The organism is Pseudomonas sp. AAC (genome assembly GCF_000725445.1).
Classification (GTDB): domain Bacteria; phylum Pseudomonadota; class Gammaproteobacteria; order Pseudomonadales; family Pseudomonadaceae; genus Pseudomonas; species Pseudomonas citronellolis.
This window is the reverse complement of sequence record NZ_KL647096.1, coordinates 29,489-54,808: the sequence shown is the minus strand read 5'-3', so window position 1 is coordinate 54,808 and position 25,320 is coordinate 29,489. Positions and strand designations below refer to the sequence as shown.

Sequence of the window (25,320 nt, the reverse complement as noted above, 5' to 3'; positions counted from 1 at the left end):
ATAAAAAGAAACCCGGCCGCGGGGCCGGGTTCCTGTGTCGCGCGGGGCGCTTATAGCTTGATCTCGACGTAGGCTTCGTCGCGGATCTGCCGCAGCCAGGCCTGCAGTTCCTCGTCGTACTTGCGGTTGCGCAGGACCTGGGCTGCCTGCTGCTCGCGGAACTTGTCGCTGCTGTCGGTGGCGCGGCGGCCGAGGACTTCCAGGATGTGCCAGCCGAACGGCGAGCGGAACGGCTTGGACAGCTGGTTCTGCGGGATGCTGTTCATCACGTCGCGGAATTCCGGCACCAGGGATTCCGGATCGACCCAGTTGAGGTCGCCGCCGTGCAGCGCCGAGCCCGGGTCTTCGGAGAACTGCTTGGCCAGCTTGCCGAAGTCCTCGCCGCTCTGGATGCGCTCGTAGAGCTTCTGCGCCAGCTTCTGGGTTTCCTCGTCGCTGCGGATTTCGCTGGGCTTGAGCAGGATGTGGCGGACATGCACCTCGTCACGCACCATCTTGCTGCCGCCGCGCTTCTCTTCCAGCTTGAGGATGATGAAGCCGCCGGGGGTGCGCACCGGCTCGGTGACGTCGCCCACGGCCAGGCTGCCGATCATGCCGTCGAACGGCGAGGGCAGCTGGGCGGCCTTGCGCCAGCCGATCTCGCCGCCTTCCAGGGCGTTGTCGCCGGCCGAGCGGGAAATCGCCAGCTGGTTGAAGTCGGCGCCCTGCTTGAGCTGCTGGTAGACCTCCTGGGCCTGCCTGCCGGCGGCCTGGAGGGTTTCCGGCGAAGCGCCGTCCGGCACCGGGATGAGGATGTTGGCCAGGCGGTACTCTTCGGAGAGCTGGATCTTGCCCAGGTCGGAGGCCAGGAAGTTCTGCACTTCCTGGTCGCTGACCTGGATGCGCTCGGCCACGCGGCGCTGGCGCACGCGGCTGATGATCATCTCGCGGCGCACCTGCTCGCGGGCGTCGTCGTAGGACAGGCCGTCGCGGGCGAGGGCGGCGCGGAACTGGTCCAGGCTCAGGTTGTTGCGCTGGGCGATGGTGCCCATGGCCTGGTTCAGCTCTTCGTCGGTGATGCGGATGCCGGAGCGCTCGCCGATCTGCAGCTGGATGTCCTCGATGATCAGGCGCTCGAGCACCTGCTGGGTCAGCACGTGCTCGGGGGGCAGCGGCGCGCCGCGCTTCTCGATGGTCTGGCGGACTTCGCGCAGGCGTTGGTCGAGCTGGCTCTGCATGACCACGTCGTTGTCGACGATGGCCACGACACGGTCCAGCGGGGTGACTTCGGCATGGGCTGCGGAACAGACCAGCAGGGCGCCCAGCATCAGCGGGCGCAGGGCATTACATAGAGCTGTCTTCACGTTGACGATAACCTTGGATGCCTTGGTCGAGGAAGCCTTCGACTTGGTTGCCTACAACGCCGCCAAGGCCCTTGAGGATGATTTGCAGGAAGATGCCGCGGTCGGCCTTGGAGTCGGACGTGTAGAAGTTGTCGTCGTCGTACTTCAGCCAGTAGCGGTTGACCAGTCGCAGTTTCCAGCAGCAGCTGTCGTATTCGAAGCCGCCGAGGGCCTCGAGGGTGCGGTTCTGGTTGTAGTCGTACTGCCAGCGGGCGATCGCGCTCCACTGCGGGACGATCGGCCAGATGACCGAGAAGTCGTGCTGCTCGATCTTGTACTCGTCGCTGTTGTAGCTGAAGCGGCCGAGGTTCGGGTCGAACGACTTGCTGTCCGCGCGATAGCGGTAGCCGGCGTTGAACACCTTCTGCGGCTCGGCTTCGGGCTGGTAGTGGAACATCACGCTGCCGCTGTCGGTGTGGTGCGTGTTGGGGTTCCAGTTGTAGTCCGAGCTCAGGCGCCAGTCGTGGTTGAAGCGATAGACGCCCTGCAGGGCGTAGGGCGAGCGCCAGGTGTCCGCGTCGGGGTTGTCGATCGGGTTGTTCGGGTTCGCCAGGTTGTAGTTGCGGATGTACTTCTCGGTCAGGCCCGGCAGCTGCACGCGGCGGTCGGAGAAATAGTAGATCTGGCCGGCGCTGACGGAGGCGCGCTCGAAGCCGTTGTCCTCGATGAAGCGCGAGGTGGCGCCCAGGGACAGCTGGTTGGCGTCGCCGATGCGGTCCTTGCCGGTGAAGCGGTTCTCGCGCCACAGCGAGTCGTAGCTGAAGTTGAACTCGCCGGTGTCGAAGCTCGGCAGGTTGTCCTGGTTGCGGTACGGCACGTACAGGTACATGGCGCGCGGCTCCAGTGTCTGGCGGAACTTGGTGCCGCCGAACGTGGTGTCGCGGTCGAAGTACAGGCCGCCGTCGAGCTTGGCCAGCGGCAGCGAGCGGTCGGGGCTGCTGTCGTAGCTGACTTCGCCGTAGTTGGTCGAGCTGTTCAGCTGGGCCTTGCCGGTGCCGTCCAGGTCCAGATCGTACTTGGTGTACATCGCCTTCAGCGTCGGCGTCAGGAAGCCCCAGCTGCTGGCCAGCGGCAGGCTGACGCCCGGCTCGAAGTGCGCACGGTCGCCGGTGGCGCGGGCCAGGCCGGAGATGTTCACGTCCGGGCGCTGACCGAGCACGTTGCCGTCGGTATCGAAGTAGACGTCCTCGTCCAGGTCGCGGTCGAAGCGCACCAGTTCGCTGCCGTAGGTGAACTCCAGGCCGCCCGGGTGGTAGGGCAGGCGACCGTCGAGGGTCAGCTGCGGCAGGCGGTCATATGGCGTCACGTCGGTCACGGTGGCCAACTGGTAGGCCTGGGCGTTGAGGCGCGCGGTGAAGTCGTCGCCGCGGTAGGTCAGGGCGCCCTGCTGGTTCACGTAGGTCGGCGAGCCCAGGCCCAGGGAGGTGTCCAGGTCCTGGAAGTAGTACGGGTCGCTGATCTTGGTGTAGTCCACCTGCGCCAGCCAGCGCGAATCCAGGCCGCTGGTGTTCTTCCAGCCGTACATCCAGCGCTGGTCGGTGAAGTGCGGCTGGCCTTCGCGGTCGTCGTCCTTGTCGTTCAGGTAGGCGGCGGTGATCTGGCCCTCGCTGCTGTGGGTCAGGTAGCGGAACTCGCCTTCCATCATCAGGCCGCGCTTGGCCATGTAGCGCGGGAACAGCGTGGCGTCGTAGTTCGGCGCCAGGTTGAAGTAGTACGGGGTGACCACGAACATGCCGGTGTCGCTGGTGCTGCCCAGGGTGGGCGGCAGGAAGCCGGACTGGCGGCGATCGTCGATCGGGAAATAGATGTAGGGGGTGTAGAACACCGGAATGTCCTTCACCCGCAGGGTCGCGTTGGTCGCGGTGCCGAAGCCGGTGGCCGGGTTCAGCTTGATGTTGTTGCCCTTGACGTACCAGGAGTTGCTGCCCGGCTCGCAACGGGTATAGGTGCCGTCCTTGAGCTGGATGATGGCGTCTTCCTGGCGCTTGGCGTAAAGCGCGCTGCCGCGGACCTGGGCCTGGTGCATGACGTACTCGGCGTTGTCGATCTTCGCCTCGCCGTTGTCCAGTTGCAGGTCGGCGTGGTCGCCGACGATCAGCGCGCCGTTGTCGCGCAGGCGCACGTTGCCGGCCAGCTCGCCGCGGTTCTCGGCCTGGTGCAGGTTGGCCTCGTCGGCCTCCACCTGCATGCTGCCCTGGCGCAGGACCACGTTGCCGGCCAGGGTCGCGACCTGCGACTCCTGCTCGTAGCGCGAGACCTTCGCCGAGACGTAGGTCGGGGCCTCGTCGCGCGGGGTCTTGTCGTTCATGCCCGGGCGGGTCGGTTCGATGTAGGCGCCGCTGCAGTACGGGCCGACTTCCGCCAGCTGGGCGGCGGTGAGCTTCTCCCGCGGGACCCAGTCGAGGTGGCTGTAGTCGGCGCTGCGCGACTTGAGGCCTTTGCCGCCGCTCTCGGTGACCAGCTTCTGCCTGGGCTCTTCGGCGCCGCCAGCCGCACCTGCGACGGCTGCGCCTTCAGCGCCGCCGCTGGCGGGGGTGCTGACCGAGCTTTCGGTATGCTCCGGACGCGGCGGCAGGGCGCTGGCCGGCTGCTGCGCGGAGCAGTCCCAGCTGCCGCCGGAAGGGGTGCAGTTGAACTGTTCGGCCGCCGTGGCGGTCGAGGAAGCGAGCGGCTGCATAGCCAGCAGGCCACCGGTCACCAGTAAGGGGAACTTTCTACGGAACACGGGGAGAATCACTGCCATCTTGTTAATCCGGGCTTCCTGCGAGCCATCGGCCAGATTCGGCCATAGCCACTCGATGGGCTCAAAAAGATGCTGGATAATAAAGCATGACCCGCGCAACGGCTAGGGCCGTGGAGAACCCCCAAAGATGTCTGAGGATGCCCGTTACCAGCTCCTGAATCGCTGGTTGGACTCTTGTTTACCCGTAGTGTTCAGTGCCGAGGGATGGGGGCCGGTGCCGCCCGCCGAGCTCACCCCGGCCAGCAGCGACGCCAGCTTCCGCCGCTATTTCCGCTGGCAGGGCGAGGGCCGCACGCTGATCGTCATGGACGCGCCGCCGCCCCAGGAGGACTGCCGCCCCTTCGTCAAGGTGGCCGGCATGCTCGCCGAGGCCGGGGTGCACGTGCCGCGCATTCTTGCCCAGGACCTGGAGCAGGGCCTGCTGCTGCTCGACGACCTGGGCCGCCAGACCTACCTGGACGTGCTCAACCCGCAGAACGCCGAGGAACTCTTCGAGGATGCCCTGGATGCCCTGGTGGCCTTCCAGCAGGTGCCGGCCGAAGGCCGCCTGCCGGCCTACGACGAGGCGCTGCTGCGCCGCGAGCTGGGCCTGTTCCCCGAGTGGTACCTGGGCCGTCACCTGAACATCGAGCTGCGAGGCGAGCAACTGGCGCGCTGGCAGCGCACCTGCGACCGCCTGGTGAGCAGCGCGCTGGAGCAGCCGCGGGTGCTGGTGCATCGCGACTACATGCCGCGCAACCTGATGCTCAGCGAGCCGAACCCCGGCATCCTCGATTTTCAGGATGCGGTGTACGGCCCGGTGACCTACGACGTCACCTGCCTTTATAAGGACGCCTTCCTCAGCTGGCCCGAGCCGCGCGTGCACGACGGCCTCAGCCGCTACTGGCGCAAGGCCCAGGCCGCCGGCATTCCGTTGCCGCCGACCTTCGAGGAGTTCTTCCGCGCCAGCGACCTGATGGGCGTGCAGCGCCATCTGAAGGTGATCGGCATCTTCGCGCGCATCTGCCACCGCGACGGCAAGCCGCGCTACCTGGGCGACGTGCCGCGCTTCTTCCGCTACCTCGACAGCGTCGTCGCCCGCCGCCCCGAGCTGGCCGACCTGGGTGCGCTGCTCGCCGAGCTGCCGCAACCGGTGGCGCCATGAAGGCGATGCTCCTCGCCGCCGGCAAGGGCGAGCGCATGCGCCCGCTGACCCTGCACACGCCCAAGCCGCTGGTGCCGGCCGGCGGCCGGCCGCTGATCGAGCACCAGCTGCTGGCCCTGCGCCGCGCCGGTTTCCACGACCTGGTGATCAACCACGCCTGGCTGGGGCAGCAGATCGAGGACTACCTCGGTGACGGCTCGCGCTTCGGCGTCGCCATCCGCTACTCCGCCGAAGGCGAGCCGCTGGAGACCGGCGGCGGCATCTTCCGCGCCCTGCCGCTGCTCGGCGAGGCGCCCTTCGCCCTGGTCAACGGCGACATCTGGACCGACTTCGACTACGCGCGCCTGCAGGGCGCGCTGGCCGAGGGCGACCTGGCGCACCTGGTGCTGGTGGACAACCCCGGGCACAACACCCGCGGCGACTTCCATCTGCAGGGCGGGCGCGCCAGCGACTATCGCGAGGGCGAGCCCAGCTACACCTACAGCGGCATCGCCGTACTGCACCCGGCACTGTTCGCCGCCTGCACGGGCGGCGCCTTCAGGCTGGCGCCGCTGCTGCGCGAGGCCATGGCCGCCGGCCGCGTCAGCGGCGAGCTGCACCGCGGGCGCTGGGTGGACGTCGGCACCCACGAGCGCCTGGCCGAAGTCGAACGTCTGCTGGCGGCCGGCTGAATGTTCTGGCCGGGCACCCTGATAGGCATAGTCGCCGGCTGGGCGCTGGCGAGCATCCCCGGGGCCATGCTCGGCGGCCTGCTCGGCCAGGTGCTGGACCGTCGCCTGCGCCGGCGCAGCTGGCGCGAACTCCTCGATGAGCTGCGCGGCGGCGCGCGGGTACCGGAGGAGGAGCTGCTGTTCCTCCTGCTCGGCCGCGTGGCCAAGAGCCGCGGCCGCGTGCAGGACGCGCATATCCAGCAGGCGCGGGCGGAAATGTTGCGCCTGGGCCTGGACGAAGCCGGCCGTCTGCGCGCCATCGATGCCTTCAACCGCGGCAAGCACGGCGGGCCGCGCCTGGAGGAGGGCGTGCAGCAGTGTCGGGGCCTGCGGCCCAGCGTCGACGGCCTGCTGCAGGCTTGCTGGCGCATGGCCTGGGCGGCCGGCGCGCCGAGCGCGGCGGAGAAGGCGCTGATCCTGCGCTGGGGCGAGAGCTTCGGCCTGCCGCGCGCCACCGTGCTGTCCCTGGCCGCCGGCGCCGAGGCCCTGCGCGCGCCGCCGAGCCGGGCGGAAAGCTATCGCCAGGCGCTGCGTTTATTGGGCGTGGAGGACGACAGCCCGGTGGAGGAGATCAAGCGCGCCTACCGCCGGCTGATCAGCCAGCACCACCCGGACAAGCTGGCCGGCGCCGGCGAGGCGCGCATCGCCGCCGCCACCGAGAAGACCCGCGAGATCCAGCAGGCCTATGCCCTGGTGCGCGAGCGTCGCGGCTTCCGCTAGGGCTCGGGGCCGGTTTACTCGGCGGGCGCCTGCTTGATGTGCAGCGACAGCCAGCCGCGGATGCGCCGGTAGAGCTGGTCCTGCTCGGTGGCGCGGTCGGCCGGCAGGGCGTTCATGCCGATCTGCACGTAGGTCTTGCCGGTCTCGCGCCGGCTTGCCTGCAGACGGGCCTTGGCGGCGTCGCGGTCGACGCGCCTGTCCTTGTAATAGAAGTCGCCGGTGGCCAACTGCAGGCGCGGCACCATGTCTTCCAGCGCCGGGCGGAAGTCCCGCGGCACTTCGGCGTCGACTATCAGCAGGTTGTGGATTTCGCCGGGTTCGCGCTCGGCCAGGTAGCGTGCCGCCCAGTAGGCGCCGGTGCCGTGGCCGAGGAGGACGATGCTCTTGGGCTTGCCTTGCAGGGCGAAGTCGAGGCCGGCCTGGATGCGCGCCATGACTCGGTCGGCATAGGCCTTGCGCCGCTCGATGGCCGCATCCGGCGCCGGCGGCGCCTCGCTGCTGGCCTGGGCCGGTTCGCCGCTGCCGGCTTCGGCGGTGCTTTCCGGTGTGGGCGTGGCGGCGCCGGATTCGCCCTGGACGTCCTTGCTGCTGGCGCCGGCGTCGCTGTCGGCGGCGGCCTTGTCCGCGCTTTCCTTGCGCGGCACCGGCTGGCTGTCCTGCGGGTCGGGCAGGCCGAGGGCGAGGGTCTGCCAGCCGGCGTCGGGCAGCTTGCGCCGCAGCGGGCCCACCGCCACCGGCCAGTCGGGGTTCTCGCCGTCGCCGGGGACGATGATCACCACGCCCTCTGCCTGCGGCGCGTTGGCCGGCAGCCACAGGGCGAGGAAGCTTTCCTCGCCGGCCTGCAGCGTCTGTTGCTGCTTCTGTGGCAGGCGCTGCTGCAGGGCGCTGGCTTCGTCCTGGCTGCGTTCCTCCAGGGCCGGGCGCGCGGGCGCTGCCGGCGCCACCGCCGGGCCGGGCGGGCTGGCCGGTGTGTCTTCGGCCCAGCCCGGCACCAGGGGCGCCAGGCTCAGGGCCAGGCAGAGGGCGAGGCGGGTAGGCTGTGCGGGACGGGACATGGGGCGGGTTCCTTGCGTGGCTCGGGCTGGCCTGGCAAAACGGCCAGACTAATCCCTTGTTTCTGGTTTGTCAGGCGCCGGCCTTTCCGGGTTCCCCCCGCCATGGGGTAATGTAGGCGCGCTTTTTTCTCGGGGAGCGGGCATGGGACGACTGTGCTGGAACGCCGTGGCGGCGTTCCTGTTGTGCATTCCTTTGTGGGGCGCCGCGCAGGACGCGCCGCCCGGCGTGCCCCTGGACGCCGCCCAGCGCGCCTGGCTGCAGGCGCACCCGCAGCTGCGCGTCGGCGTGGTCCTGGATGCGCCCTACGCCCAGCAGGACCGGCGCCTGCAGCAGCTCTCCGGCGCCCATGTCGAGCTGCTCGACTGGATCGCCGGCGCGTTGCAGGTGAGCCTGCAGTGGCGCGTCTATGCCGACCAGGACGAACTGGAGCGTGCCGCCCGCGCCGGCGAAATCGACCTGGCCCCGGGGCTCGGCCAGACCCCTTCCAGCCTGCGCGATTGGCTGTTCTCCGACCCCTACCTGCGGGTGCCGCGCCTGCTCATCGGCTTCCGCGACGGTCCCGGCTCCGTGGAGCTGGAGCGCCTGGGCGCGCTCGAACCCGTGGCGTTGCGCGGCCCGGGCGCGGTATCTGACTACCTGCGCGGGACCTATCCGGGCCTGGAGTTGCAGCTCACCGACAGCGACCGCGAAGCCCTGCGCCGGGTGCTCGGCCAGGAGGCCAGCTACGCGGTGGTCGACGAGGCGCACCTGGCCCGCCTCAGCCGCGAGGTCGAGTTCTCCGGCTTCCGCGTGCTGGCCGACATCGGTTATCCGCAGCTGTTGCGCCTGGCCACCCGCCGCGACCTGCCCGAGCTGGCCGGTATCCTCGACGCCAGCCTGCGCGCCTTGCCGGCCAAGCAGCTGGACCAGTTGCACGAGCGCTGGCTGCAGCCGCAGTACCCGCGCCTGGGACAGTCCCCCGGCTTCTGGCAGAACCTCTGCATCCTCCTCGGCCTGTTGCTGCTCATGGCCCTGGCCACCGCGCTGTGGCTGCGCCACCAGCGCAACGTGCTGGAGCAGCGCCTGCTCGCCGCGCGCCGCGACATGGAGCTGCGCCAGGCGGCCGAGGAAGCCCTGCGCCTGACCCAGTTCGCCATCGACAGCAGCACCGTGGGCATCCTCTGGGTCAACTGGGACAGCCACGTGCGCTACGCCAACCGCGCCGCCGAGGACATGCTCGGCTACGCCCCCGGCGAGGTGATCGAGCGGCCCCTGGCGGACTTCGAGCCCGGCCTGGACATGGACGCCTGGCTCGACCTCTGGCGCCGCGCGCGCAACAGCGAAGAAGGCCCGCTGAGCTTCGAAAGCCACCTGCGCCGCGCCGACGGCCAGTGGCTGCCGGCGGAAGTGTCGCTGAGCTTCCTGCGCTTCGGCGGCTCGGAATACCTGCTGGTGTTCCTCAACGACGCCACCGAGCGGCGCCGCGCCCGCGCCGCCCTGGAAGAGAGCGAGGCGCGCCTGCAGGGCATCGCCGCCAACGTCCCCGGCCTGGTGTTCCGCCTGGAGCCCAGCGCCCCGGGCGGCTCCGACTTCGCCCACCTCAGCTTCATCAGCGGCGGCAGCGAGGCCTCGCTGGGCTATTCCCCCGGCTACCTGCGCGAAAGCGGCCTGGGCATCCTCGGCCTGGTGCACCCGGGCGACCGCGACGGCTACCTCGCGAGACAACTGGAAGCGGTGGCCGGCGGCAAGAACTGGCACTGGCAGGGGCGCATCCTGACCCGTTCCGGCGAGCCGCGCTGGGTGGACATCAAGGCCACCGCGCGGCGCCTGGACGATGGCCGCCTGGCCTGGGACGGCGTGGTCTGGGACATCAGCGAGAACAAGCAGATCGAGCTGGAGCTGGCGCAATCGCGGGCGCAGTTGCGCGAGCTGTCGGCGCACCTGGAGAGCGTGCGCGAGGAAGAGAAGGCGCGCATCGCCCGGGAAGTGCACGACGAGCTGGGCCAGGTGCTGACCGTGCTCAAGCTGGAGACTTCCATGTGCGAGCTGGGCTACGGCGAACTGGACCCCGGCCTGAGCGAGCGCCTGGGCAACATGAAGAAGCTCATCGCCCAGCTGTTCCAGCTGGTGCGCGACGTGGCCTCGCCCCTGCCCCCGCCGATCCTCGACGCCGGTATCGGCTCGGCGCTGGAGTGGCAGGCGCGGCGCTTCGAGACGCGCACCGGCATCCCCTGCCTGGTGGAGGTGCCGGAGAACCCGCCGCGCCTGGGCGACGCCAAGGCCATCGGGTTGTTCCGCATCCTCCAGGAGGCGCTGACCAATGTCATGCGCCACGCGCAGGCGCATACTGTGGAACTGGCCCTGCGGGTGGAGGGCGACGAACTCTGCCTGAGCATCAGCGACGATGGCTGCGGCTTCGACACCGCGGCGGCCTGGGGCGGCAGCTCCTTCGGCCTGGTCGGCATGCGCGAGCGCGTGCTGATGCTCGGCGGCGAGCTGGAGATCGACAGCCAGCCGGGGGAGGGCAGCAGCCTGCGGGTGCGCGTGCCGCTGGATGCGGGGGAATTGCCGGAGCCGGGGCCGTAACGGGGCCGGCGCGGTTTTGTCTGTTCGGGGAGGGCAGCGTGATTCGAGTACTGGTGGCCGAAGACCACACCATCGTCCGCGAGGGCATCAAGCAACTGATCGGCATGGCCAAGGACCTGCAGGTGGTGGGCGAGGCCACCAACGGCGAGCAGTTGCTCGAAACCCTGCGCCAGGTGCCCTGCGAGGTGGTCCTGCTGGATATCTCCATGCCCGGCGTCAACGGCCTGGAGGCCATCCCGCGGATCCGCGCGCTGAACGATCCGCCGGCGATCCTCATGCTGTCCATGCACGACGAGGTGCAGATGGCCGCCCGCGCGCTGAAGATCGGCGCCGCCGGCTATGCCACCAAGGACAGCGACCCGGCGCTGCTGCTCACCGCCATCCGCAAGGTCGCCAGCGGCGGCCGCTACATCGACCCGGAACTGGCCGACCGCATGGTCTTCGAGGTCGGCCTGACCGACTCGCGGCCACCCCACGCGCTGCTCTCCGAGCGCGAGTTCTCGGTGTTCGAACGCCTGGTCAAGGGCGAGGGCGTCAACGAGATCGCCCAGCACCTGGCGGTCAGCAGCAAGACCATCAGCACCCACAAGGCGCGGCTGATGCAGAAGCTCGGCGCGCATTCGGTGGCCGACCTGGTCAAGTATGCCGTGGAGCACAAGCTGGTCTGAGCCGGTGCGCGGCGGGGCGATTCGCCGATGCTTATGTGAGTCCCTTCCGGTTTTTGCAACGCCCGGCTACCTCGCCGGCTGGCGAAAGGGAATCATTGCCCGCTCAGTGGGGTACTTCATCAGAACAAGGAGAAGAAGGATGTTGTTGCGAGCGGTACGGGGCGGGTTGCTGGCCGGCCTGCTGGGGACTGTCGCCACGCCGGCGCTGGCGGACTACGTGACAGTGATTTCCTTCGGTGGGGCCAACAAGGCGGCCCAGGAGAAGGCCTTCTACGAACCCTTCAAGACGGCCACCGGCACGGCGGTGGTGCACGGTTCCTACAACGGCGACCTGGACAAGCTCAGGCAGATGGTGGAGATCAGCCATGTGTCCTGGGACGTGGTCGAGGTGGAGGCCCCGGAACTGGCCCGCGGCTGCCAGGAGGGCCTGTTCCAGAAGCTCGACCAGCGCCTGATCGGCGACCCCGCCGACTTCGTGCCCGGCGCGGTGCAGCCCTGCGGCGTCGGCATCTTCGTCTGGACCACCCTGCTGGCCTACAACCAGGACAAGCTGCAGGGCAAGCCCCAGGGCTGGGCCGATTTCTGGGACCTGAAGAAATTCCCCGGCAAGCGCGGCCTGCGCTGGGGCGCCAAGTACAGCCTGGAGTTCGCCCTGATGGCCGACGGCGTGGCGCCCAAGGACGTCTACCAGGTGCTGGGCACCCCCGGCGGCGTCGACCGCGCCTTCCGCAAGCTCGACGAGATCAAGCCGAGCATCCACTGGTGGAAGTCCGGCCAGGACCCGGTGCGCGACCTGTCCGACGGCACCGTGGTCATGAGCTCGGCCTACAACGGCCGCATCGCCGCGGCCCTGCCCGAGCAGAAGGGCCTGCGCATGGCCTGGGCCGGCGGCATCTACGACTTCGACTTCTGGGCGTTGCCGTCGGGGGCGTGGAAGAAGGAGCTGGCGGAGAAGTTCATCGCCTTCGCCAGCCAGCCCGAGCAGCAGAAGGTCTATGCGCAGAACATCGCCTACGGCCCGACCAACCGCAAGGCGGTGGAGCAGCTCGACCCGCAGGTGGCCGCCAACCTGCCCACCGCGCCGCGCAACATGGCCGACGCGCTGGGCATGAACGTGGCCTTCTGGGCCGAGCATGGCGATGCCCTGGAGAAGCGCTTCCAGGACTGGGCCAAACGCTGAGAACCTGCCTACGATCTGCTGCGCGTCGGCATGACTGCGTTAAGAACAGGCGAGCGATGCTCATTTAGCGGCCTGAACTCCGCTCACTCGCCTGTTCCCGCCTTGTCCTGCTCTAGCTCGCGAGATCGTAGACAGGCTCCAGGTCGCTTTCGGATATGCCGGTGTCGCAGTCAATGCGACGCCGGCTTTCTGCGACTGATAGCCACACTTTTCGTGTAGGGATCGCCCTACAGACGATCCTCTTCTACCCTTATAGCAAGTTCTCTTCCCGCCCGATTTGCGCGCGCTGCAGGCTTCTCTAGTCTTGCTTCACGGCAACTTCTTACAAATACAAAAGGTGCGGTTATGGCCGAGACTCAGGCGAACGATGTGCTGGTGAGCTTCCGTGGCGTCCAGAAGAGCTACGACGGCGAGACGCTCATCGTCAAAGACCTCAACCTGGATATTCGCAAAGGCGAATTCCTCACCCTGCTGGGGCCGTCCGGTTCCGGCAAGACCACCAGCCTGATGATGCTGGCCGGTTTCGAAACCCCCACCTCCGGCGAGATCCAGCTGGCCGGCCGCTCCATCAACAACGTCCCCCCGCACAAGCGCGACATCGGCATGGTGTTCCAGAACTATGCCCTGTTCCCGCACATGACCGTGGCGGAGAACCTGGCTTTCCCGCTCTCCGTGCGCGGCATGAGCAAGACCGACGTGGCCGAGCGCGTCAAGCGCGCGCTGTCCATGGTCCAGCTCGACGCCTTCGGCGGGCGCTACCCGGCGCAGCTCTCCGGCGGCCAGCAGCAGCGCGTGGCCCTGGCCCGGGCGCTGGTCTTCGAGCCGCAACTGGTGCTGATGGACGAACCCCTGGGTGCGCTCGACAAGCAGCTGCGCGAGCACATGCAGATGGAGATCAAGCACATCCACCAGCGCCTGGGCGTGACCGTGGTCTACGTGACCCACGACCAGGGCGAGGCGCTGACCATGTCCGACCGCGTGGCGGTGTTCCACCAGGGCGAGATCCAGCAGATCGCCCCGCCCCACGAACTCTACGAACACCCGCGCAACTCCTTCGTGGCCAACTTCATCGGCGAGAACAACCGCATCGCCGGGCAACTGGCGAGCCACGAGGGCGAGCGCTGCGTGGTGACCCTGGCGCGTGGCGAGAAGGTCGAGGCGCTGGCGGTGAACGTCGGCCAGCCCGGCGACCCCGTCAGCCTGTCGATCCGTCCCGAGCGGGTGCGCCTGAACGGGCACAGCGAAAGCTGCGTGAACCGCTTCTCCGGCCGTGTGGCCGAGTTCATCTATCTTGGCGACCACGTGCGCATCCGCCTGGAGGTTTGCGGCCGCACCGATTTCTTCGTCAAGCAGCCGATCGCCGAGCTCGACCCTGCGCTGAGCGTGGGTGATGTGGTACCGCTGGGCTGGGCCGTGGAGCACGTGCGTGCCCTCGACCCGCTGTCGGCGGCCTGATTCGAAGAAAAACAAACCAGCACACTGTGGAGAGAAGAATAATGTCGAAGTCCCCGTTCCACCCGTCGAAGGCCGGCCTCAAGCTCGCCGCGCTGACCCTCGGCCTGGCTTGCGCCGCGCAGTCCATGGCGGCCACCGATCTGACCGTGATCTCCTTCGGCGGCGCCAACAAGGACGCCCAGACCAAGGCTTTCTACCAGCCCTTCGAGAAGGCCACCGGCAACAAGATCGTCGCCGGCGAGTACAACGGCGAGATGGCCAAGGTGAAGGCCATGGTCGACACCAACAGCGTGACCTGGGACCTGGTCGAGGTGGAGTCGCCGGAACTGGCCCGCGGCTGTGACGAAGGCATGTTCGAGGAAATCGACCCGGCCATCCTCGGCAAGGCCGAGGACTACGTCCCGGGCGCCGTGAGCAACTGCGGCGTCGGCTTCTTCGTGTGGTCCACCGTGCTGGCCTACAACGCCGACAAGCTCAAGACCGCCCCCACCGGCTGGGCCGACTTCTGGGACCTGAAGAAATACCCGGGCAAGCGCGGCCTGCGCAAGGGCGCCAAGTACACCCTGGAATTCGCCCTGATGGCCGACGGCGTCGCGCCCAAGGACGTGTACAAGGTGCTGGCCACCAAGGAAGGCCAGGACCGCGCCTTCAAGAAGCTCGACGAGATCAAGCCGAGCATCCAGTGGTGGGAAGCCGGCGCCCAGCCGCCGCAGTACCTCGCCTCCGGTGACGTGGTGATGAGCTCGGCCTACAACGGCCGCATCGCCTCGGTGCAGAAGGAAAGCAACCTGAAGGTCGTGTGGAACGGCGGCATCTACGACTTCGACGCCTGGGCCATCCCGAAAGGCGACAAGAAGAAGGAAGAAGCCCTGAAGTTCATCGCCTTCTCGGTCAAGCCCGAGCAGCAGAAGATCTACGCCGAGAACATCGCCTACGGCCCGGTGAACAAGAACACCGTGAGCCTGCTGGACAAGGGCGTGCAGGCCAACATGCCGACCACCCCGGAAAACATCGCCAACCAGGTGGGCATGGACGTGACCTTCTGGGCCGACTACGGCGAGCAGCTGGAACAGCGCTTCAACGCCTGGGCCGCCAAGTAAGGCAGGCCCCGCCGCCCGCCCGGGCGGCAACCGCGGCAGCGATGCCACGGCCCGCAGGCCCTGCGGGCCGTTCCCGCCGGGAAAAGCTCCCGGCGCGGCGGCGCTCGCCGTGACACACCCGATACACCACACCTTGGCCGCCCTCGCGGGCGGCCCGTTTTACCGGAGTTCGCTATGGCCACCGCTGTGTCCTTGAACGAGGTCGCCGGCCCCACCCTGAAGCAGCGCCTGGCGCGTGCGGAGCGGATGAACCGCCTGAAATCCCAGGCGCTGGTCCTGCCGCTGCTGCTGTTCCTTCTGCTGACCTTCCTGGTGCCGATCGCCGCGCTGCTCTACAAGAGCGTGTACAACCCCGAAGTGGTCGGCTCGCTGCCCAAGACGGTCAACGCCATCACCACCTGGGACGGCAAGTCGCTGCCGCCGGACGCGGTCTACCAGGCCCTGAGCGAAGACCTCTACGCTGCGCGCAAGAACCAGACCATCGGTGACCTCTCCAAGCGCCTGAACATGGAACTGGCCGGCTACCGCAGCCTGATGGCCAAGACCGCCCGCGCCCTGCCGTTCAAGGAGCAACCGGCTTCCTACAAGGACGCCATGGAGACCATCGACGAGCGCTGGGGCGACCCGGCCTACTGGCAGGTGATCCGCCGCAACGCCAGCAGCATCACCCCCTATTACCTGCTCGCGGCCCTCGACCACCGCATCGACGACCTCGGCGAGCTGGCCCCGGCCACCCCGGACCAGTCCATCTACCTGGACATCTTCGCCCGCACCTTCTGGATGGGCGCGGTGATCACCGTCATCTGCCTGCTGCTGGCCTACCCGCTGGCCTACTTGCTGGCCAACCTGCCGACACGCAAGAGCAACCTGCTGATGATCCTGGTGCTGCTGCCGTTCTGGACCTCCATCCTGGTGCGCGTGGCGGCCTGGATCGTGCTGCTGCAGTCCGGCGGGCTGATCAACGGCGCGCTGCTCAAGCTGGGCCTGATCGACCAGCCGCTGCAGCTGGTGTTCAACCGCACCGGCGTGTACATCGCCATGGTGCACATCATGCTGCCGTTCATGATCCTGCCGATCTTCAGCGTGATGAAGAGCATCTCGCCCAGCTACATGCGCGCGGCCATTTCCCTGGGCAGCCACCCGTTCGGCGCCTTCTGGAAGGTCTACTTCCCGCAGACCGTGGCCGGCGTCGGCGCCGGTTGCCTGCTGGTGTTCATCCTGTCGATCGGCTACTACATCACCCCGGCCCTGCTGGGCAGCCCGAACGACCAGATGGTCAGCTACTTCGTCGCCTTCTACACCAACACCACCATCAACTGGGGCATGGCCACGGCCCTGGGCGGCCTGCTGCTGTTCGCCACCCTGGTGCTGTACGTGATCTACGGCTGGCTGGTGGGCGCGAGCCGCCTGCGCCTGAGCTGAGGAGAGAAAGACGATGCTGAGTCCCTACATGTCCCCGGTCGAGCGCCTGTGGTTCTACACCCTGCGCATCCTCTGCGGCCTGGTGCTGCTGTTCCTGGTGCTGCCGGTGCTGGTGATAGTGCCGCTGTCGTTCAACTCCGGCACCTTCCTGGTCTACCCGCTGCAGGGCTTCTCGCTGCGCTGGTACGCCGACTTCTTCCACAGCGCCGAATGGATGCGCTCGCTGACCAACAGCATGATCGTGGCCCCGGCGGCCACCCTGCTGGCGATGGTCTTCGGCACCCTGGCGTCGATCGGCCTGACCCGCGGCGAGTTCCGCGGCAAGGCCCTGGTGATGAGCCTGGTGATCTCGCCGATGGTGGTCCCGGTGGTGATCATCGGTGTGGCCGCCTACCTGTTCTTCGCCCCGCTGGGCCTGGGCAACAGCTACATCTCGCTGATCATCGTGCACGCGGTGCTGGGCGTGCCCTTCGTCATCATCACGGTGTCGGCGACCCTGCAGGGCTTCAACCAGAACCTGGTGCGCGCCGCCGCAAGCCTGGGCGCGCCGCCGCTGCTGACGTTCTTCAAGGTGACCCTGCCGCTGATCGCCCCCGGGGTGATCTCCGGCGCGCTGTTCGCCTTCGCCACCTCGTTCGACGAAGTGGTGGTGACGCTGTTCCTCGCCGGCCCCGAGCAGGCCACCCTGCCACGGCAGATGTTCAGCGGCATCCGCGAGAACCTCAGCCCGACCATCGCCGCCGCGGCGACCCTGCTGATCGGCTTCTCGGTCCTGCTGCTGCTGACCCTGGAATGGCTGCGCGGCCGCAGCGAGAAACTGCGCACCGCCCCCAGCGCCTGATCCGCCGCTCCTACGCCGCAGGCGGGGACGGCTTTTCGTAGGATGGCGTTGAGCGAAGCGATACCCATCGCCACCATCGCATGGGTTTCGCAAGCTCAACCCATCCTACGAAAAGCGCCTCGGCGCGGCCTGCAAGACCGCCGCTCCTACGGTTACAGGGAAGCACGGACGTAGGAGCGGACTCCGTCCGCGATTGGATTCACCCGCCACGCCGGCTCCCCGGTGCCCCGGCCAGCGGCGGATAACCGCGAACGGTTATACGCCCTACGCCGATGTTGCTTCTCGTAGGATGGCGTTGAGCGAAGCGATACCCATCACCACCACCGCATGGGTTTCGCAAGCTCAACCCATCCTACGAAAAGCGCCTCGGCGCAGCCTGCAAGACAGTTGCTCCTACAACCATCGCCTCGATCCCCCTCGCTCGCTCCGAGCGGCTACAATGCGCGCCATCCGTGATTCCGCCCACAGAGGTGCGCCATGCAACCCTACGCCATCGCCCCGTCGATTCTCTCCGCCGACTTCGCCCGCCTGGGCGAGGACGTGGACAAGGTGCTCGCCGCCGGCGCCGACATCGTCCACTTCGACGTGATGGACAACCACTACGTGCCGAACCTGACCATCGGCCCGATGGTCTGCTCGGCGCTGCGCAAGTACGGCGTCACCGCGCCCATCGACGTGCACCTGATGGTCTCCCCGGTGGACCGCATCATCGGCGACTTCATCGAGGCCGGCGCCACCTACATCACCTTCCACCCCGAAGCCAGCCAGCACATCGACCGCTCCCTGCAACTGATCAAGGATGGCGGCTGCAAGGCCGGCCTGGTGTTCAACCCGGCCACCTCGCTGGACGCGCTCAAGTACGTGATGGACAAGATCGACATGGTCCTCCTGATGAGCGTGAACCCCGGCTTCGGCGGGCAGAAGTTCATCCCCGGCACCCTCGACAAGCTGCGCGAGGCCCGCGCGCTGATCGACGCCTCCGGCCGCGACATCCGCCTGGAGATCGACGGCGGGGTGAACGTGAAGAACATTCGCGAGATCGCCGCGGCGGGCGCCGACACCTTCGTCGCCGGCTCGGCCATCTTCAACGCCCCCGACTACGCCGAGGTCATCCGCGCCATGCGCGCCGAACTGGCGCAGGCCGGTAAGTGATGAGCGCTGCCCAAGCGCTGTTCGCCGGGCGCCTGCCGCGCCTGGTGATGTTCGACCTGGACGGCACCCTGGTGGACTCGGTGCCGGACCTGGCCGCCGCGGTGGACAAGGCCCTGATTGGCATGGGCCGCGCGCCCGCCGGGCTGGAGCAGGTGCGCCACTGGGTCGGCAACGGCGCCCGGGTGCTGGTGCGCCGCGCCCTGGCCGGCGGCATCGAGCATGAAGGCGTCAGCGAGGAGGATACCGAGCGCGCCCTGGCGCTGTTCATGGACGCCTACGCCGACAGCCACGCGCTCACCGAGGTCTACCCCGGCGTGGTGGACACCCTGAAATGGCTGAAGAAACAGGGCGTGGAGCTGGCGCTGATCACCAACAAGCCCGAGCGCTTCGTCGCCCCGCTGCTGGACGAGATGGGCCTGGGCAAGTTCTTCCGCTGGATCGTCGGCGGCGACACCCTGCCGCAGCAGAAGCCCGACCCGGCCGCGCTGCTGTTCGTGATGAAGGCTGCCGGCGTTGCGCCCGGCGAGGCGCTGTTCGTCGGGGACTCGCGCAACGACGTGCTGGCCGCCAAGGCCGCCGGGGTGCGCAGCGTCGGCCTGACCTACGGCTACAACCACGGCCGGCCGATCGCCGAGGAGCAGCCGAGCCTGGTGCTGGACGACCTGCGCCAACTGCTGCCTTGCTTCGACCCGGGCAAAGCGATAGTGTTGCCGGACGACGGTTCCAACCCCGCCCATCGAGACTCCAACGTGCTGGACACGGCTCCCCGCAAACTCTGGATGAAAGTCATCAAGGCCCTGGCCCGCTGGCGCTGGCGCGCCTGACATTCCTCCGGCCGGACCTCCCGGCGCCCGTTTGCCACTGCCCGTTCCACCTCCTCGCACGAGACCGCTCATGAACCGCGACGCATTCCAGCGGCTGGCCGCCGAAGGCTACAACCGCATCCCCCTGACCTGCGAAACCCTCGCCGACTTCGACACCCCGCTGTCGATCTACCTGAAGCTCGCCGACGGCGCCAACAGCTACCTGCTGGAATCGGTGCAGGGCGGCGAGAAGTGGGGCCGCTACTCCATCATCGGCCTGCCGTGCCGCACCGTGCTGCGCGTCTACGGCCACAGCGTGAGCATCAGTGTCGACGGCGTGGAAAGCGAGCGCTTCGACTGCGAGGACCCGCTGGCCTTCGTCGAGCAGTTCAAGGAGCGCTACCGTGTACCGACCCTGCCGGGCCTGCCGCGCTTCAACGGCGGCCTGGTCGGCTACTTCGGCTACGACTGCGTGCGCTACGTCGAGCCGCGCCTGGCGCAGTGCCCGAACCCGGACCCGCTGGGCAACCCGGACATCCTGCTGATGGTCTCCGACGCCGTGGTCGTCTTCGACAACCTGGCCGGCAAGCTGCACGCCATCGTTCTCGCCGACCCGGCCGAGGCGGACGCCTACGACAAGGGCCAGGCGCGCCTGGAGGAACTGCTGCAGCGCCTGCGCCAGCCGATCACCCCGCGCCGGGGCCTGGATTTCGCCGCGGTCAACGCGCCCGAGCCGCAGTTCCGCGCCAGCTTCACCCGCGAGGACTACGAGCGCGCGGTGGACACCGTCAAGGAATACATCCTGGCCGGCGACTGCATGCAGGTGGTGCCCTCGCAGCGCATGTCCATCGACTTCAAGGCCGCGCCCATCGACCTGTACCGCGCGCTGCGCTGCTTCAACCCGACGCCCTACATGTACTTCTTCAACTTCGGCGACTTCCACGTGGTGGGCAGCTCGCCGGAGGTGCTGGTGCGCGTGGAGGACGGCGAGGTCACGGTGCGCCCGATCGCCGGCACCCGCCCGCGCGGCGCCACCGAGGAAGCCGACCGCGCCCTGGAGCAGGACCTGCTGTCCGACGCCAAGGAAATCGCCGAGCACCTGATGCTCATCGACCTGGGCCGCAACGACGTCGGCCGCGTGTCGCAGACCGGTTCGGTGAAGGTCACCGAGCAGATGGTCATCGAGCGCTACTCCAACGTCATGCACATCGTTTCCAACGTCAACGGCCAGCTCAAGCCCGAGCTCAGCGCCATGGACGCCCTGCGCGCGATCCTCCCGGCCGGCACCCTGTCCGGTGCGCCGAAGATCCGCGCCATGGAAATCATCGACGAGCTGGAGCCGGTCAAGCGCGGCGTCTACGGCGGCGCCGTGGGCTACCTGGCGTGGAACGGCAACATGGACACCGCCATCGCCATCCGCACCGCGGTGATCAAGAACGGCGAACTGCACGTGCAGGCCGGCGGCGGCATCGTCGCCGACTCGGTGCCGGCGCTGGAGTGGGAAGAAACCATCAACAAGCGCCGCGCCATGTTCCGCGCGGTGGCCCTGGCCGAACACACCGCGCGCCTCGAAGACTGAGCGCTGCTGCCGTAACGCAGAACGCCGTTTCCCCGGGAGGGGAAACGGCGTTTTCGTTGGTGCCCGCGGTTTTCCCGTAGCGGACCTTGTCCGCGATGGTTGAGCCCGTGCTGGGCAATCGCGGATAAATCCGCTCAGGAAGCACGGCTTTTCGTAGGATGGCGTTGAGCGAAGCGATACCCATCACCACGACCGCATGGGTATCGCAAGCTCAACCCATCCTACGAAGAGCACCTCGGCGCAAGACTGTTGCTCCTACGATGCGAGCGCGGCATTTCGCTCACCCCATCACGCCTGCTGCCCCGCCCGGCGCCGGGCCAGGGCGGCATCCGCCAGGCTGGCGCGCTGCTCGACGTAGGCCGCGAGGTGATCCACCGCCACGTACTGCATGGCCTTGTGGCTGTCGTCCAGGGTGGTCACCGGCAGGGCGATGCGCCCGCAGGCCAGGGCCTTGCCGAAGTTCTCCCGGTTGAGGTTGCGGAACCAGCGCTCGCGCACCTGCTCCAGGGGCACCAGCACGTCGCCGAAGATCTGGTAGACCAGCGCCACGGTTTCCTGGCGTGGCGCCGGTTGGGTGTCGGAATTCGGCGGCAGCATGGCTTCCTCCTGCTTGCGGTTGTCGTTCGATGGGGGAAATATAGCTTTTGTTGTTTTTCCTGGCAATCGCCGTTCGCCCGGCTTTCCATCGCGCAGAACAAACCCCGCCGCGGCGGGGTTGGGGAAGGCTCAGCGAACCAGCGTGGGCGCGCGGCGATGGCGCACCGTCGACCACCAGAACACCCAGCCGATGATGCTCAGCTGGCTGGCCTGGATGGCCTGGGCGTCGTATTCCTCGTCGCCGTACTCGTCGCGGTTGAAGCTGCGCAGGCGGATGCCGCCGCCCGGCAGGCGGTAGAGGAACTTCACCCGCAGCATGCCCTCGTGCTCCAGGGCGTAGATCTCGCCGTCGGTGATGTGCGTCGTCGCCGTATCGATGCCGATGGTGGAACCGTCCATGATCAGCGGCTCCATGCTGTTGCCGGTGAGCTGGGCGCAGATGGCCGCGTCCGGGTCGACCCCGGCGGCGCGCAGGGTAGCGTAGGAGAAGCGCAGCTTGCGTCCCTCGATCTGGCGCACCGCGGTGCGCCCGGCGCCGGCGGACATTTCCACTTCCTTGTACAAGGGCAGTTCCACCTCGTCTTCGTCCAGCGGCGTGCTGCTGTCCCAGGGGTGCAGCGGCTCCAGGCGCAGCGGGCTGCCGTCGGCCGGTGGCGTGGCGGCCTGCGGCGAGCCTTCGCCGGTGCCCAGCCAGACCGGCGAGACGCCCAGGGCCGCGGCGATCTCGATCAGCTTGCGGGTGCTCTGCGCCTTGCCGGCGGTCAGCTTGTGGATGGTGTTCTGCGAGACCCCGGCCGCTTCGGCGAGGCTCTCCTGCTTGAGGTTGCGCGCGGCCATGGCCTGCTTGAGGCGCTCGGCGAGCGTAGAGGGGCGGGCTGTGCTGTTCATGTCGGCACTCTACCGCCCGCTCCGGGGAAGTGTAAATAGCTTTGGTGTTGACGATAAATAGCTTTGGTTGTAGCTTTTCCTTCGCCGGCCTTCTGAAGGTTGTTTCCGAGCCGGCGGCGGACGCGATCCGACACGAGGGTGCCGGCGCTTCCGTCTTCCGCGGCAGGGAAGCCGTGGGTTGCCTGCGGCCCGTGCGTCACGGGGCAGGCTGACGGCGGAAGCGGGCGAGGAGCGCACCGCTTCCGCACGGCGAGTGGCGTCCAGCTGAGCGCCACGCATCGACAAACAGCACGCGAATGACCTGGCAACGCGGCCGCAGGACGGCACGCGCAGGGCGGGTCGTCGCCCGGAGAAAAGCATGAACGCACCAGCGCAACACCACGGGGAGGTCGCCCATGGCTGATCTCGCCGATTACGCCAACGACCTGGCCCTGGAACGCCTCGACGCCCTGCTGGCGGCACGGCGCGGCAACGAGCCGGAGCCCGCCGCCGCCGACTGCCAGGTCTGCGGCGAGCCCATCCCCGAGGCCCGCCGCCTGGCGGTGCCCGGCTGCAACCGCTGCCTGGACTGCCAGGCCCTGGACGAACTGGAACGGCGCCGCTGAAGGCGCGGGAGGCAAACGTGATCAAGCCGATCGATGAAATGCTCAGGCTCTGGGCCGAGGAAATGCACAGCCCGGGCGTGGCCGGTGGCGGCTATGCCGGCGGCAACCTGCTGGCGCTGATGATCGCCAACAAGGGCGAGATGATCCGCGGCACCCGCGGCAGCCGGGTACTGCTCGACCGCGTCGCCGAGCTGGACCTGATCGTCAACGGCCTGCCCGAGCAGCAGAAGCAGGTGGTCAGCGAACACTACCTGAACCGCGACAGCGAACCCGAGCAGAAGTACCGCCACTGCCGCTGCAGCCGCAACACCTTCTACCTGCGCCTGCACGTGGCGCACCAGAGCATCCAGGCCCGCCTGCTGCGCCGCGTGGCCTGACCCCCGCCAAGCCCGGTCTCCCGCGCCGGGCTTGCTCCACCCATGCGCCGCTGCGCTATGCTCGCGGCCATGGACAGCACCTCCCTCACCCTGCGCCCCGCGAACCCGGCCGATGCCGAGGCGATCCTGCGGATACTCGGCGAAACCTACGAAACCACCTGGAAACCCCAACTGACCGCCGAAGCGCGAGCGCGCTTCGAAGCGGCAGGGCGCACCCGCGCCTACGTCCAGGCGCGCCTCGGGCATTTCCACCTGGCCTGCCTGGGCGGCGAGGTCATCGGCCTGGTCGACTGGCGCGACGACTTCATCGATGCCCTGCATGTCTCGCCCCGCGCCCAACGCGCCGGTGCCGGCAGCGCCCTGCTGCGCTTCGCCGAACGGCGGATGGCCGCGGCCGGCCACGCGCAGGCGCGCCTGGAGACCGACACCTTCAACAGCCAGAGCCGCGCCTTCTACGCCAGGCACGGCTACGCGGAAATCGACTTCTACCCCGACGAGGAATGGCACAGCGGCTTCACCACGGTGCTGCTGAGCAAGCCCCTGGGCTGAATCGCAGTGCATCGCCGGTGCGTTGCCGGTGCATTGCCCACCTATTGCGGTGCCAGGGCGGAAATGCCTTGTCCGGCCGGGAATCGGGGGGTACAAAGTCATCAATCTTGCAAAGGTGCGTCCCCAGGGAGCACCGCTGAAAACCTCGTCGAGCCCGGCCCCAGCGCCGGGCTTTTTCGTTTCCGCTGCCCGCTTCCGCGGCCTGCGGCCGTAATCCCCGGCTGGCTGATAGCCGCCGGTTCCGCCCGCCGGCGCGGGCGTTTGTCTTCAAGGTGAACCCATGGGCAATGAACCCGAGATGCCGCTGTGGGTATCGATCCTGCTGGCCGCCGTGGGCGGCGTCAGCGGCGAGATGTGGCGGGCCGACAAGGCCGGCCTGGGCGGCTGGGGGCTGCTGCGGCGCCTGGCGTTGCGCTCCGGCGCCTCGATCGTCTGCGGCGTGGCGGTGATGTTCCTGGCCCTGGCCTGTGGTGCCTCGCTGCTGCTCAGCGCCGCCGTCGGCAGCCTGACCGCGGCGGCCGGCGCCGAGATCGCCGTCGGCCTCTACGAACGCTGGGCGGCCCGCCGCCTGGGTGTCTGCCAATTGAGCGACAGCGACCACGAGCGTCGCTGAACGAATCCATCGGAAACAGGGAGGCGCCATGCCTGACCAGGAGTTGACCCTCGAAAGCTTGCTGGCCGCCGTCGAACAGCGGCTGCGCGCGGTATTGCCGGAGGCCGTGCAGATACTGCGCGGCCCACTGGGCACGGCCACCCCGCAGCCGCCCGCGCTGCTGCTGGAATACGCCGCGTTGGCGCCGGGCCGCGACCCCGGCACCGGCGAGACGGCGCTGCTGTGCCGCCTGCAGGCGCGCCTGCTGCTGCAGCGCGACGACGCCGAGGCGGAAGTGCTGGCGCTGCAACTGGCTTCGCTGATCGCCGTCCTGCTGCGCGCGCAGACCTGGGACCTGCCGCTGGAGCCGGCCGGCTTCGTCCAGGCCCGGCCCGAAGCCAGCGAGGCCTACCGCGTCTGGCTGTTGGAGTGGGACCAGCCGCTGCTGCTGGGCACGCCGGAGTGGTCCTGGGAGGACCAGCCGCCGGGCTCGCTGCTGCTGGGCATCGAGCCGCAGACCGGCCCCGGCCACGAGGCCGACTACTTCGCCCCGGAGGACCTGGCATGAACCCGACCTACGTGAGCGCCGAGCACGACCGCATGCTTGCCTCGCTGATCGTGCCCTGCGTGGTGGTCGCCGTGGACCTGGCCGCCGCCCGGGTGCGGGTGCGCAATGGCGACTGGACCAGCGCCTGGGTGCGCTGGCACGCCCAGGGCGCAGGCCCGGCGCGGCACTGGCGGGCGCCGGGCATCGGCGAGCAGGGCGTATTGCTCAGCCCGTCCGGGGTGCTGGCCATGGGCACCTTCGTGCCCGGCCTGTACGGCGACGCCGGCGCCCCGGCGGACAGCCGCGACCACGTCGAGACCTGGCGCTTCGCCGACGGCGGCAGCCTGAGCTACGACTGGGCCGCGCACAGCTACAGCATCGAACTGCCCAGCGGCAGCGTCACGGTGAAGGTGGGTGGGGCGCAGGTACTGGTCAGCGACGCTGCGGTCAGCGTCAAGGCCGGGCAGATCAGCCTGCAGGGCGAGGTGGCCATCCAGGGCAACCTGGCGGTGCAAGGCAACGTCACCAGCAGCGGCTCGATCATGGACACCACCGGCAACAGCAACCACCACACCCACTGAACCGCCACTTTCATCCACAGGCCCGCCACGCGCGGGCCTCTTCGTTTCTGGAGAACAGCATGGG

General features: G+C 68.5%; 24 protein-coding genes. 19 read left to right on the top strand and 5 right to left on the bottom strand.

Annotated features, from left to right (window positions below; translation table 11 throughout):
- Window positions 1-50: 50 nt before the first annotated feature.
- Together surA and FG99_RS10110 are read right to left on the bottom strand one after the other, a co-directional pair.
- Window positions 51-1,343 (bottom strand): peptidylprolyl isomerase SurA, encoded by a 1,293-nt coding sequence (surA, locus tag FG99_RS10115; protein ID WP_009615587.1) that lies wholly within the window; start codon window positions 1,341-1,343, stop codon window positions 51-53.
- Window positions 1,324-4,125 (bottom strand): LPS-assembly protein LptD, encoded by a 2,802-nt coding sequence (locus FG99_RS10110; RefSeq protein ID WP_043269287.1) that lies wholly within the window; start codon window positions 4,123-4,125, stop codon window positions 1,324-1,326. Before FG99_RS10110 ends, surA begins: the two co-directional genes overlap by 20 nt.
- A 127-nt stretch (window positions 4,126-4,252) precedes the next feature.
- Here FG99_RS10110 and FG99_RS10105 point away from each other — a divergent pair, with 127 nt between their 5' ends.
- Genes FG99_RS10105 through FG99_RS10095 form a run of 3 tightly spaced genes read left to right on the top strand, consistent with a single transcriptional unit; the run spans window position 4,253 to window position 6,699 of the window.
- Window positions 4,253-5,269 (top strand): aminoglycoside phosphotransferase family protein, encoded by a 1,017-nt coding sequence (locus tag FG99_RS10105; RefSeq protein ID WP_043269285.1) that lies wholly within the window; start codon window positions 4,253-4,255, stop codon window positions 5,267-5,269.
- Entirely contained in the window at window positions 5,266-5,940 is a 675-nt protein-coding gene (gene murU, locus FG99_RS10100; protein WP_043269283.1) for an N-acetylmuramate alpha-1-phosphate uridylyltransferase MurU, read from the top strand. Before FG99_RS10105 ends, murU begins: the two co-directional genes overlap by 4 nt.
- Window positions 5,941-6,699, top strand: a complete 759-nt coding sequence (locus FG99_RS10095; RefSeq protein ID WP_009615593.1) for a DnaJ domain-containing protein — start codon at window positions 5,941-5,943, stop codon at window positions 6,697-6,699.
- Between the two features lie 14 nt (window positions 6,700-6,713).
- Here FG99_RS10095 and FG99_RS10090 read toward each other — a convergent pair whose 3' ends face one another.
- Entirely contained in the window at window positions 6,714-7,754 is a 1,041-nt protein-coding gene (locus FG99_RS10090) for an alpha/beta hydrolase family protein (RefSeq protein WP_043269281.1), read from the bottom strand.
- 142 nt (window positions 7,755-7,896) lie between these two features.
- Between FG99_RS10090 and FG99_RS10085 the strand changes: the two genes are divergently transcribed.
- The 10 genes from FG99_RS10085 to trpE all read left to right on the top strand — a co-directional run bounded on the left by FG99_RS10085 (window position 7,897) and on the right by trpE (window position 20,520).
- Entirely contained in the window at window positions 7,897-10,320 is a 2,424-nt protein-coding gene (locus tag FG99_RS10085; RefSeq protein ID WP_043269279.1) for a PAS domain-containing sensor histidine kinase, read from the top strand.
- A 38-nt stretch (window positions 10,321-10,358) separates the two neighbouring features.
- Window positions 10,359-10,988 (top strand): response regulator, encoded by a 630-nt coding sequence (locus FG99_RS10080; protein WP_043269277.1) that lies wholly within the window; start codon window positions 10,359-10,361, stop codon window positions 10,986-10,988.
- 142 nt (window positions 10,989-11,130) lie between these two features.
- Window positions 11,131-12,168 (top strand): ABC transporter substrate-binding protein, encoded by a 1,038-nt coding sequence (locus FG99_RS10075; RefSeq protein ID WP_141766124.1) that lies wholly within the window; start codon window positions 11,131-11,133, stop codon window positions 12,166-12,168.
- 345 nt (window positions 12,169-12,513) lie between these two features.
- Entirely contained in the window at window positions 12,514-13,623 is a 1,110-nt protein-coding gene (locus FG99_RS10070; RefSeq protein ID WP_009615598.1) for an ABC transporter ATP-binding protein, read from the top strand.
- Window positions 13,624-13,664: 41 nt separating this feature from the next.
- Window positions 13,665-14,723 carry an ABC transporter substrate-binding protein gene (locus FG99_RS10065; RefSeq protein WP_043269275.1) on the top strand — a complete coding sequence of 353 codons (1,059 nt, stop codon included), beginning with the start codon at window positions 13,665-13,667 and terminating at the stop codon, window positions 14,721-14,723.
- A 174-nt stretch (window positions 14,724-14,897) separates the two neighbouring features.
- Complete coding sequence (locus FG99_RS10060) at window positions 14,898-16,145, top strand: ABC transporter permease (protein ID WP_009615600.1); 1,248 nt, start codon at window positions 14,898-14,900, stop codon at window positions 16,143-16,145.
- A gap of 13 nt (window positions 16,146-16,158) precedes the next feature.
- On the top strand, window positions 16,159-16,986 hold the full coding sequence (locus tag FG99_RS10055) for an ABC transporter permease (RefSeq protein ID WP_043269273.1): 828 nt from the start codon (window positions 16,159-16,161) through the stop codon (window positions 16,984-16,986).
- 477 nt (window positions 16,987-17,463) lie between these two features.
- Window positions 17,464-18,138, top strand: a complete 675-nt coding sequence (gene rpe, locus FG99_RS10050; RefSeq protein ID WP_043269271.1) for a ribulose-phosphate 3-epimerase — start codon at window positions 17,464-17,466, stop codon at window positions 18,136-18,138.
- Complete coding sequence (locus FG99_RS10045; protein ID WP_043269269.1) at window positions 18,138-18,962, top strand: phosphoglycolate phosphatase; 825 nt, start codon at window positions 18,138-18,140, stop codon at window positions 18,960-18,962. The genes rpe and FG99_RS10045 overlap by 1 nt, the downstream gene beginning before the upstream one ends.
- Before the next feature lie 70 nt (window positions 18,963-19,032).
- Window positions 19,033-20,520: an anthranilate synthase component I gene (trpE, locus tag FG99_RS10040; RefSeq protein ID WP_043269267.1), complete on the top strand. Its 1,488-nt coding sequence runs from the start codon at window positions 19,033-19,035 to the stop codon at window positions 20,518-20,520.
- A 288-nt stretch (window positions 20,521-20,808) separates the two neighbouring features.
- On the opposite strand, the gene FG99_RS10035 is transcribed toward trpE, so the two are convergent.
- Window positions 20,809-21,117 (bottom strand): pyocin activator PrtN family protein, encoded by a 309-nt coding sequence (locus FG99_RS10035; protein ID WP_043269265.1) that lies wholly within the window; start codon window positions 21,115-21,117, stop codon window positions 20,809-20,811.
- Window positions 21,118-21,246: 129 nt separating this feature from the next.
- Entirely contained in the window at window positions 21,247-22,005 is a 759-nt protein-coding gene (locus FG99_RS10030; protein WP_043269263.1) for an XRE family transcriptional regulator, read from the bottom strand.
- A 395-nt stretch (window positions 22,006-22,400) separates the two neighbouring features.
- On the opposite strand from FG99_RS10030, the gene FG99_RS10025 reads away from it, so the two are divergent.
- The 6 genes from FG99_RS10025 to FG99_RS10000 all read left to right on the top strand — a co-directional run bounded on the left by FG99_RS10025 (window position 22,401) and on the right by FG99_RS10000 (window position 25,256).
- On the top strand, window positions 22,401-22,610 hold the full coding sequence (locus FG99_RS10025; protein WP_043269261.1) for a TraR/DksA C4-type zinc finger protein: 210 nt from the start codon (window positions 22,401-22,403) through the stop codon (window positions 22,608-22,610).
- Between the two features lie 17 nt (window positions 22,611-22,627).
- Window positions 22,628-22,987: a PA0613 family protein gene (locus FG99_RS10020; RefSeq protein WP_009615611.1), complete on the top strand. Its 360-nt coding sequence runs from the start codon at window positions 22,628-22,630 to the stop codon at window positions 22,985-22,987.
- Window positions 22,988-23,029: 42 nt separating this feature from the next.
- A complete protein-coding gene (locus FG99_RS10015; protein ID WP_232244858.1) occupies window positions 23,030-23,536 on the top strand; it encodes a GNAT family N-acetyltransferase in 507 nt (168 codons plus the stop codon).
- A 280-nt stretch (window positions 23,537-23,816) separates the two neighbouring features.
- Window positions 23,817-24,149, top strand: a complete 333-nt coding sequence (locus FG99_RS10010) for a phage holin family protein (RefSeq protein WP_009615613.1) — start codon at window positions 23,817-23,819, stop codon at window positions 24,147-24,149.
- Window positions 24,150-24,177: 28 nt separating this feature from the next.
- Window positions 24,178-24,696 carry a hypothetical protein gene (locus tag FG99_RS10005; protein WP_043269259.1) on the top strand — a complete coding sequence of 173 codons (519 nt, stop codon included), beginning with the start codon at window positions 24,178-24,180 and terminating at the stop codon, window positions 24,694-24,696.
- Window positions 24,693-25,256, top strand: coding sequence for a phage baseplate assembly protein V (locus tag FG99_RS10000; RefSeq protein ID WP_043269258.1), 564 nt, complete (start codon window positions 24,693-24,695; stop codon window positions 25,254-25,256). The genes FG99_RS10005 and FG99_RS10000 overlap by 4 nt, the downstream gene beginning before the upstream one ends.
- Window positions 25,257-25,320 lie beyond the last annotated feature (64 nt).

Coding starts and splice junctions, on each gene's coding strand:
- FG99_RS10045 (WP_043269269.1), top strand. CDS start 18,138: ATGAGCGCTGCCCAAGCGCTGTTCGCCGGGCGCCTGCCGCGCCTGGTG.
- FG99_RS10090 (WP_043269281.1), bottom strand. CDS start 7,754: ATGTCCCGTCCCGCACAGCCTACCCGCCTCGCCCTCTGCCTGGCCCTG.
- FG99_RS10015 (WP_232244858.1), top strand. CDS start 23,030: ATGCGCCGCTGCGCTATGCTCGCGGCCATGGACAGCACCTCCCTCACC.
- FG99_RS10055 (WP_043269273.1), top strand. CDS start 16,159: ATGCTGAGTCCCTACATGTCCCCGGTCGAGCGCCTGTGGTTCTACACC.
- murU (WP_043269283.1), top strand. CDS start 5,266: ATGAAGGCGATGCTCCTCGCCGCCGGCAAGGGCGAGCGCATGCGCCCG.
- rpe (WP_043269271.1), top strand. CDS start 17,464: ATGCAACCCTACGCCATCGCCCCGTCGATTCTCTCCGCCGACTTCGCC.
- FG99_RS10035 (WP_043269265.1), bottom strand. CDS start 21,117: ATGCTGCCGCCGAATTCCGACACCCAACCGGCGCCACGCCAGGAAACC.
- FG99_RS10000 (WP_043269258.1), top strand. CDS start 24,693: ATGAACCCGACCTACGTGAGCGCCGAGCACGACCGCATGCTTGCCTCG.
- FG99_RS10025 (WP_043269261.1), top strand. CDS start 22,401: ATGGCTGATCTCGCCGATTACGCCAACGACCTGGCCCTGGAACGCCTC.
- FG99_RS10095 (WP_009615593.1), top strand. CDS start 5,941: ATGTTCTGGCCGGGCACCCTGATAGGCATAGTCGCCGGCTGGGCGCTG.
- FG99_RS10060 (WP_009615600.1), top strand. CDS start 14,898: ATGGCCACCGCTGTGTCCTTGAACGAGGTCGCCGGCCCCACCCTGAAG.
- FG99_RS10030 (WP_043269263.1), bottom strand. CDS start 22,005: ATGAACAGCACAGCCCGCCCCTCTACGCTCGCCGAGCGCCTCAAGCAG.
- FG99_RS10005 (WP_043269259.1), top strand. CDS start 24,178: ATGCCTGACCAGGAGTTGACCCTCGAAAGCTTGCTGGCCGCCGTCGAA.
- FG99_RS10070 (WP_009615598.1), top strand. CDS start 12,514: ATGGCCGAGACTCAGGCGAACGATGTGCTGGTGAGCTTCCGTGGCGTC.
- FG99_RS10105 (WP_043269285.1), top strand. CDS start 4,253: ATGTCTGAGGATGCCCGTTACCAGCTCCTGAATCGCTGGTTGGACTCT.
- FG99_RS10085 (WP_043269279.1), top strand. CDS start 7,897: ATGGGACGACTGTGCTGGAACGCCGTGGCGGCGTTCCTGTTGTGCATT.
- FG99_RS10110 (WP_043269287.1), bottom strand. CDS start 4,125: ATGGCAGTGATTCTCCCCGTGTTCCGTAGAAAGTTCCCCTTACTGGTG.
- trpE (WP_043269267.1), top strand. CDS start 19,033: ATGAACCGCGACGCATTCCAGCGGCTGGCCGCCGAAGGCTACAACCGC.
- FG99_RS10010 (WP_009615613.1), top strand. CDS start 23,817: ATGGGCAATGAACCCGAGATGCCGCTGTGGGTATCGATCCTGCTGGCC.
- FG99_RS10065 (WP_043269275.1), top strand. CDS start 13,665: ATGTCGAAGTCCCCGTTCCACCCGTCGAAGGCCGGCCTCAAGCTCGCC.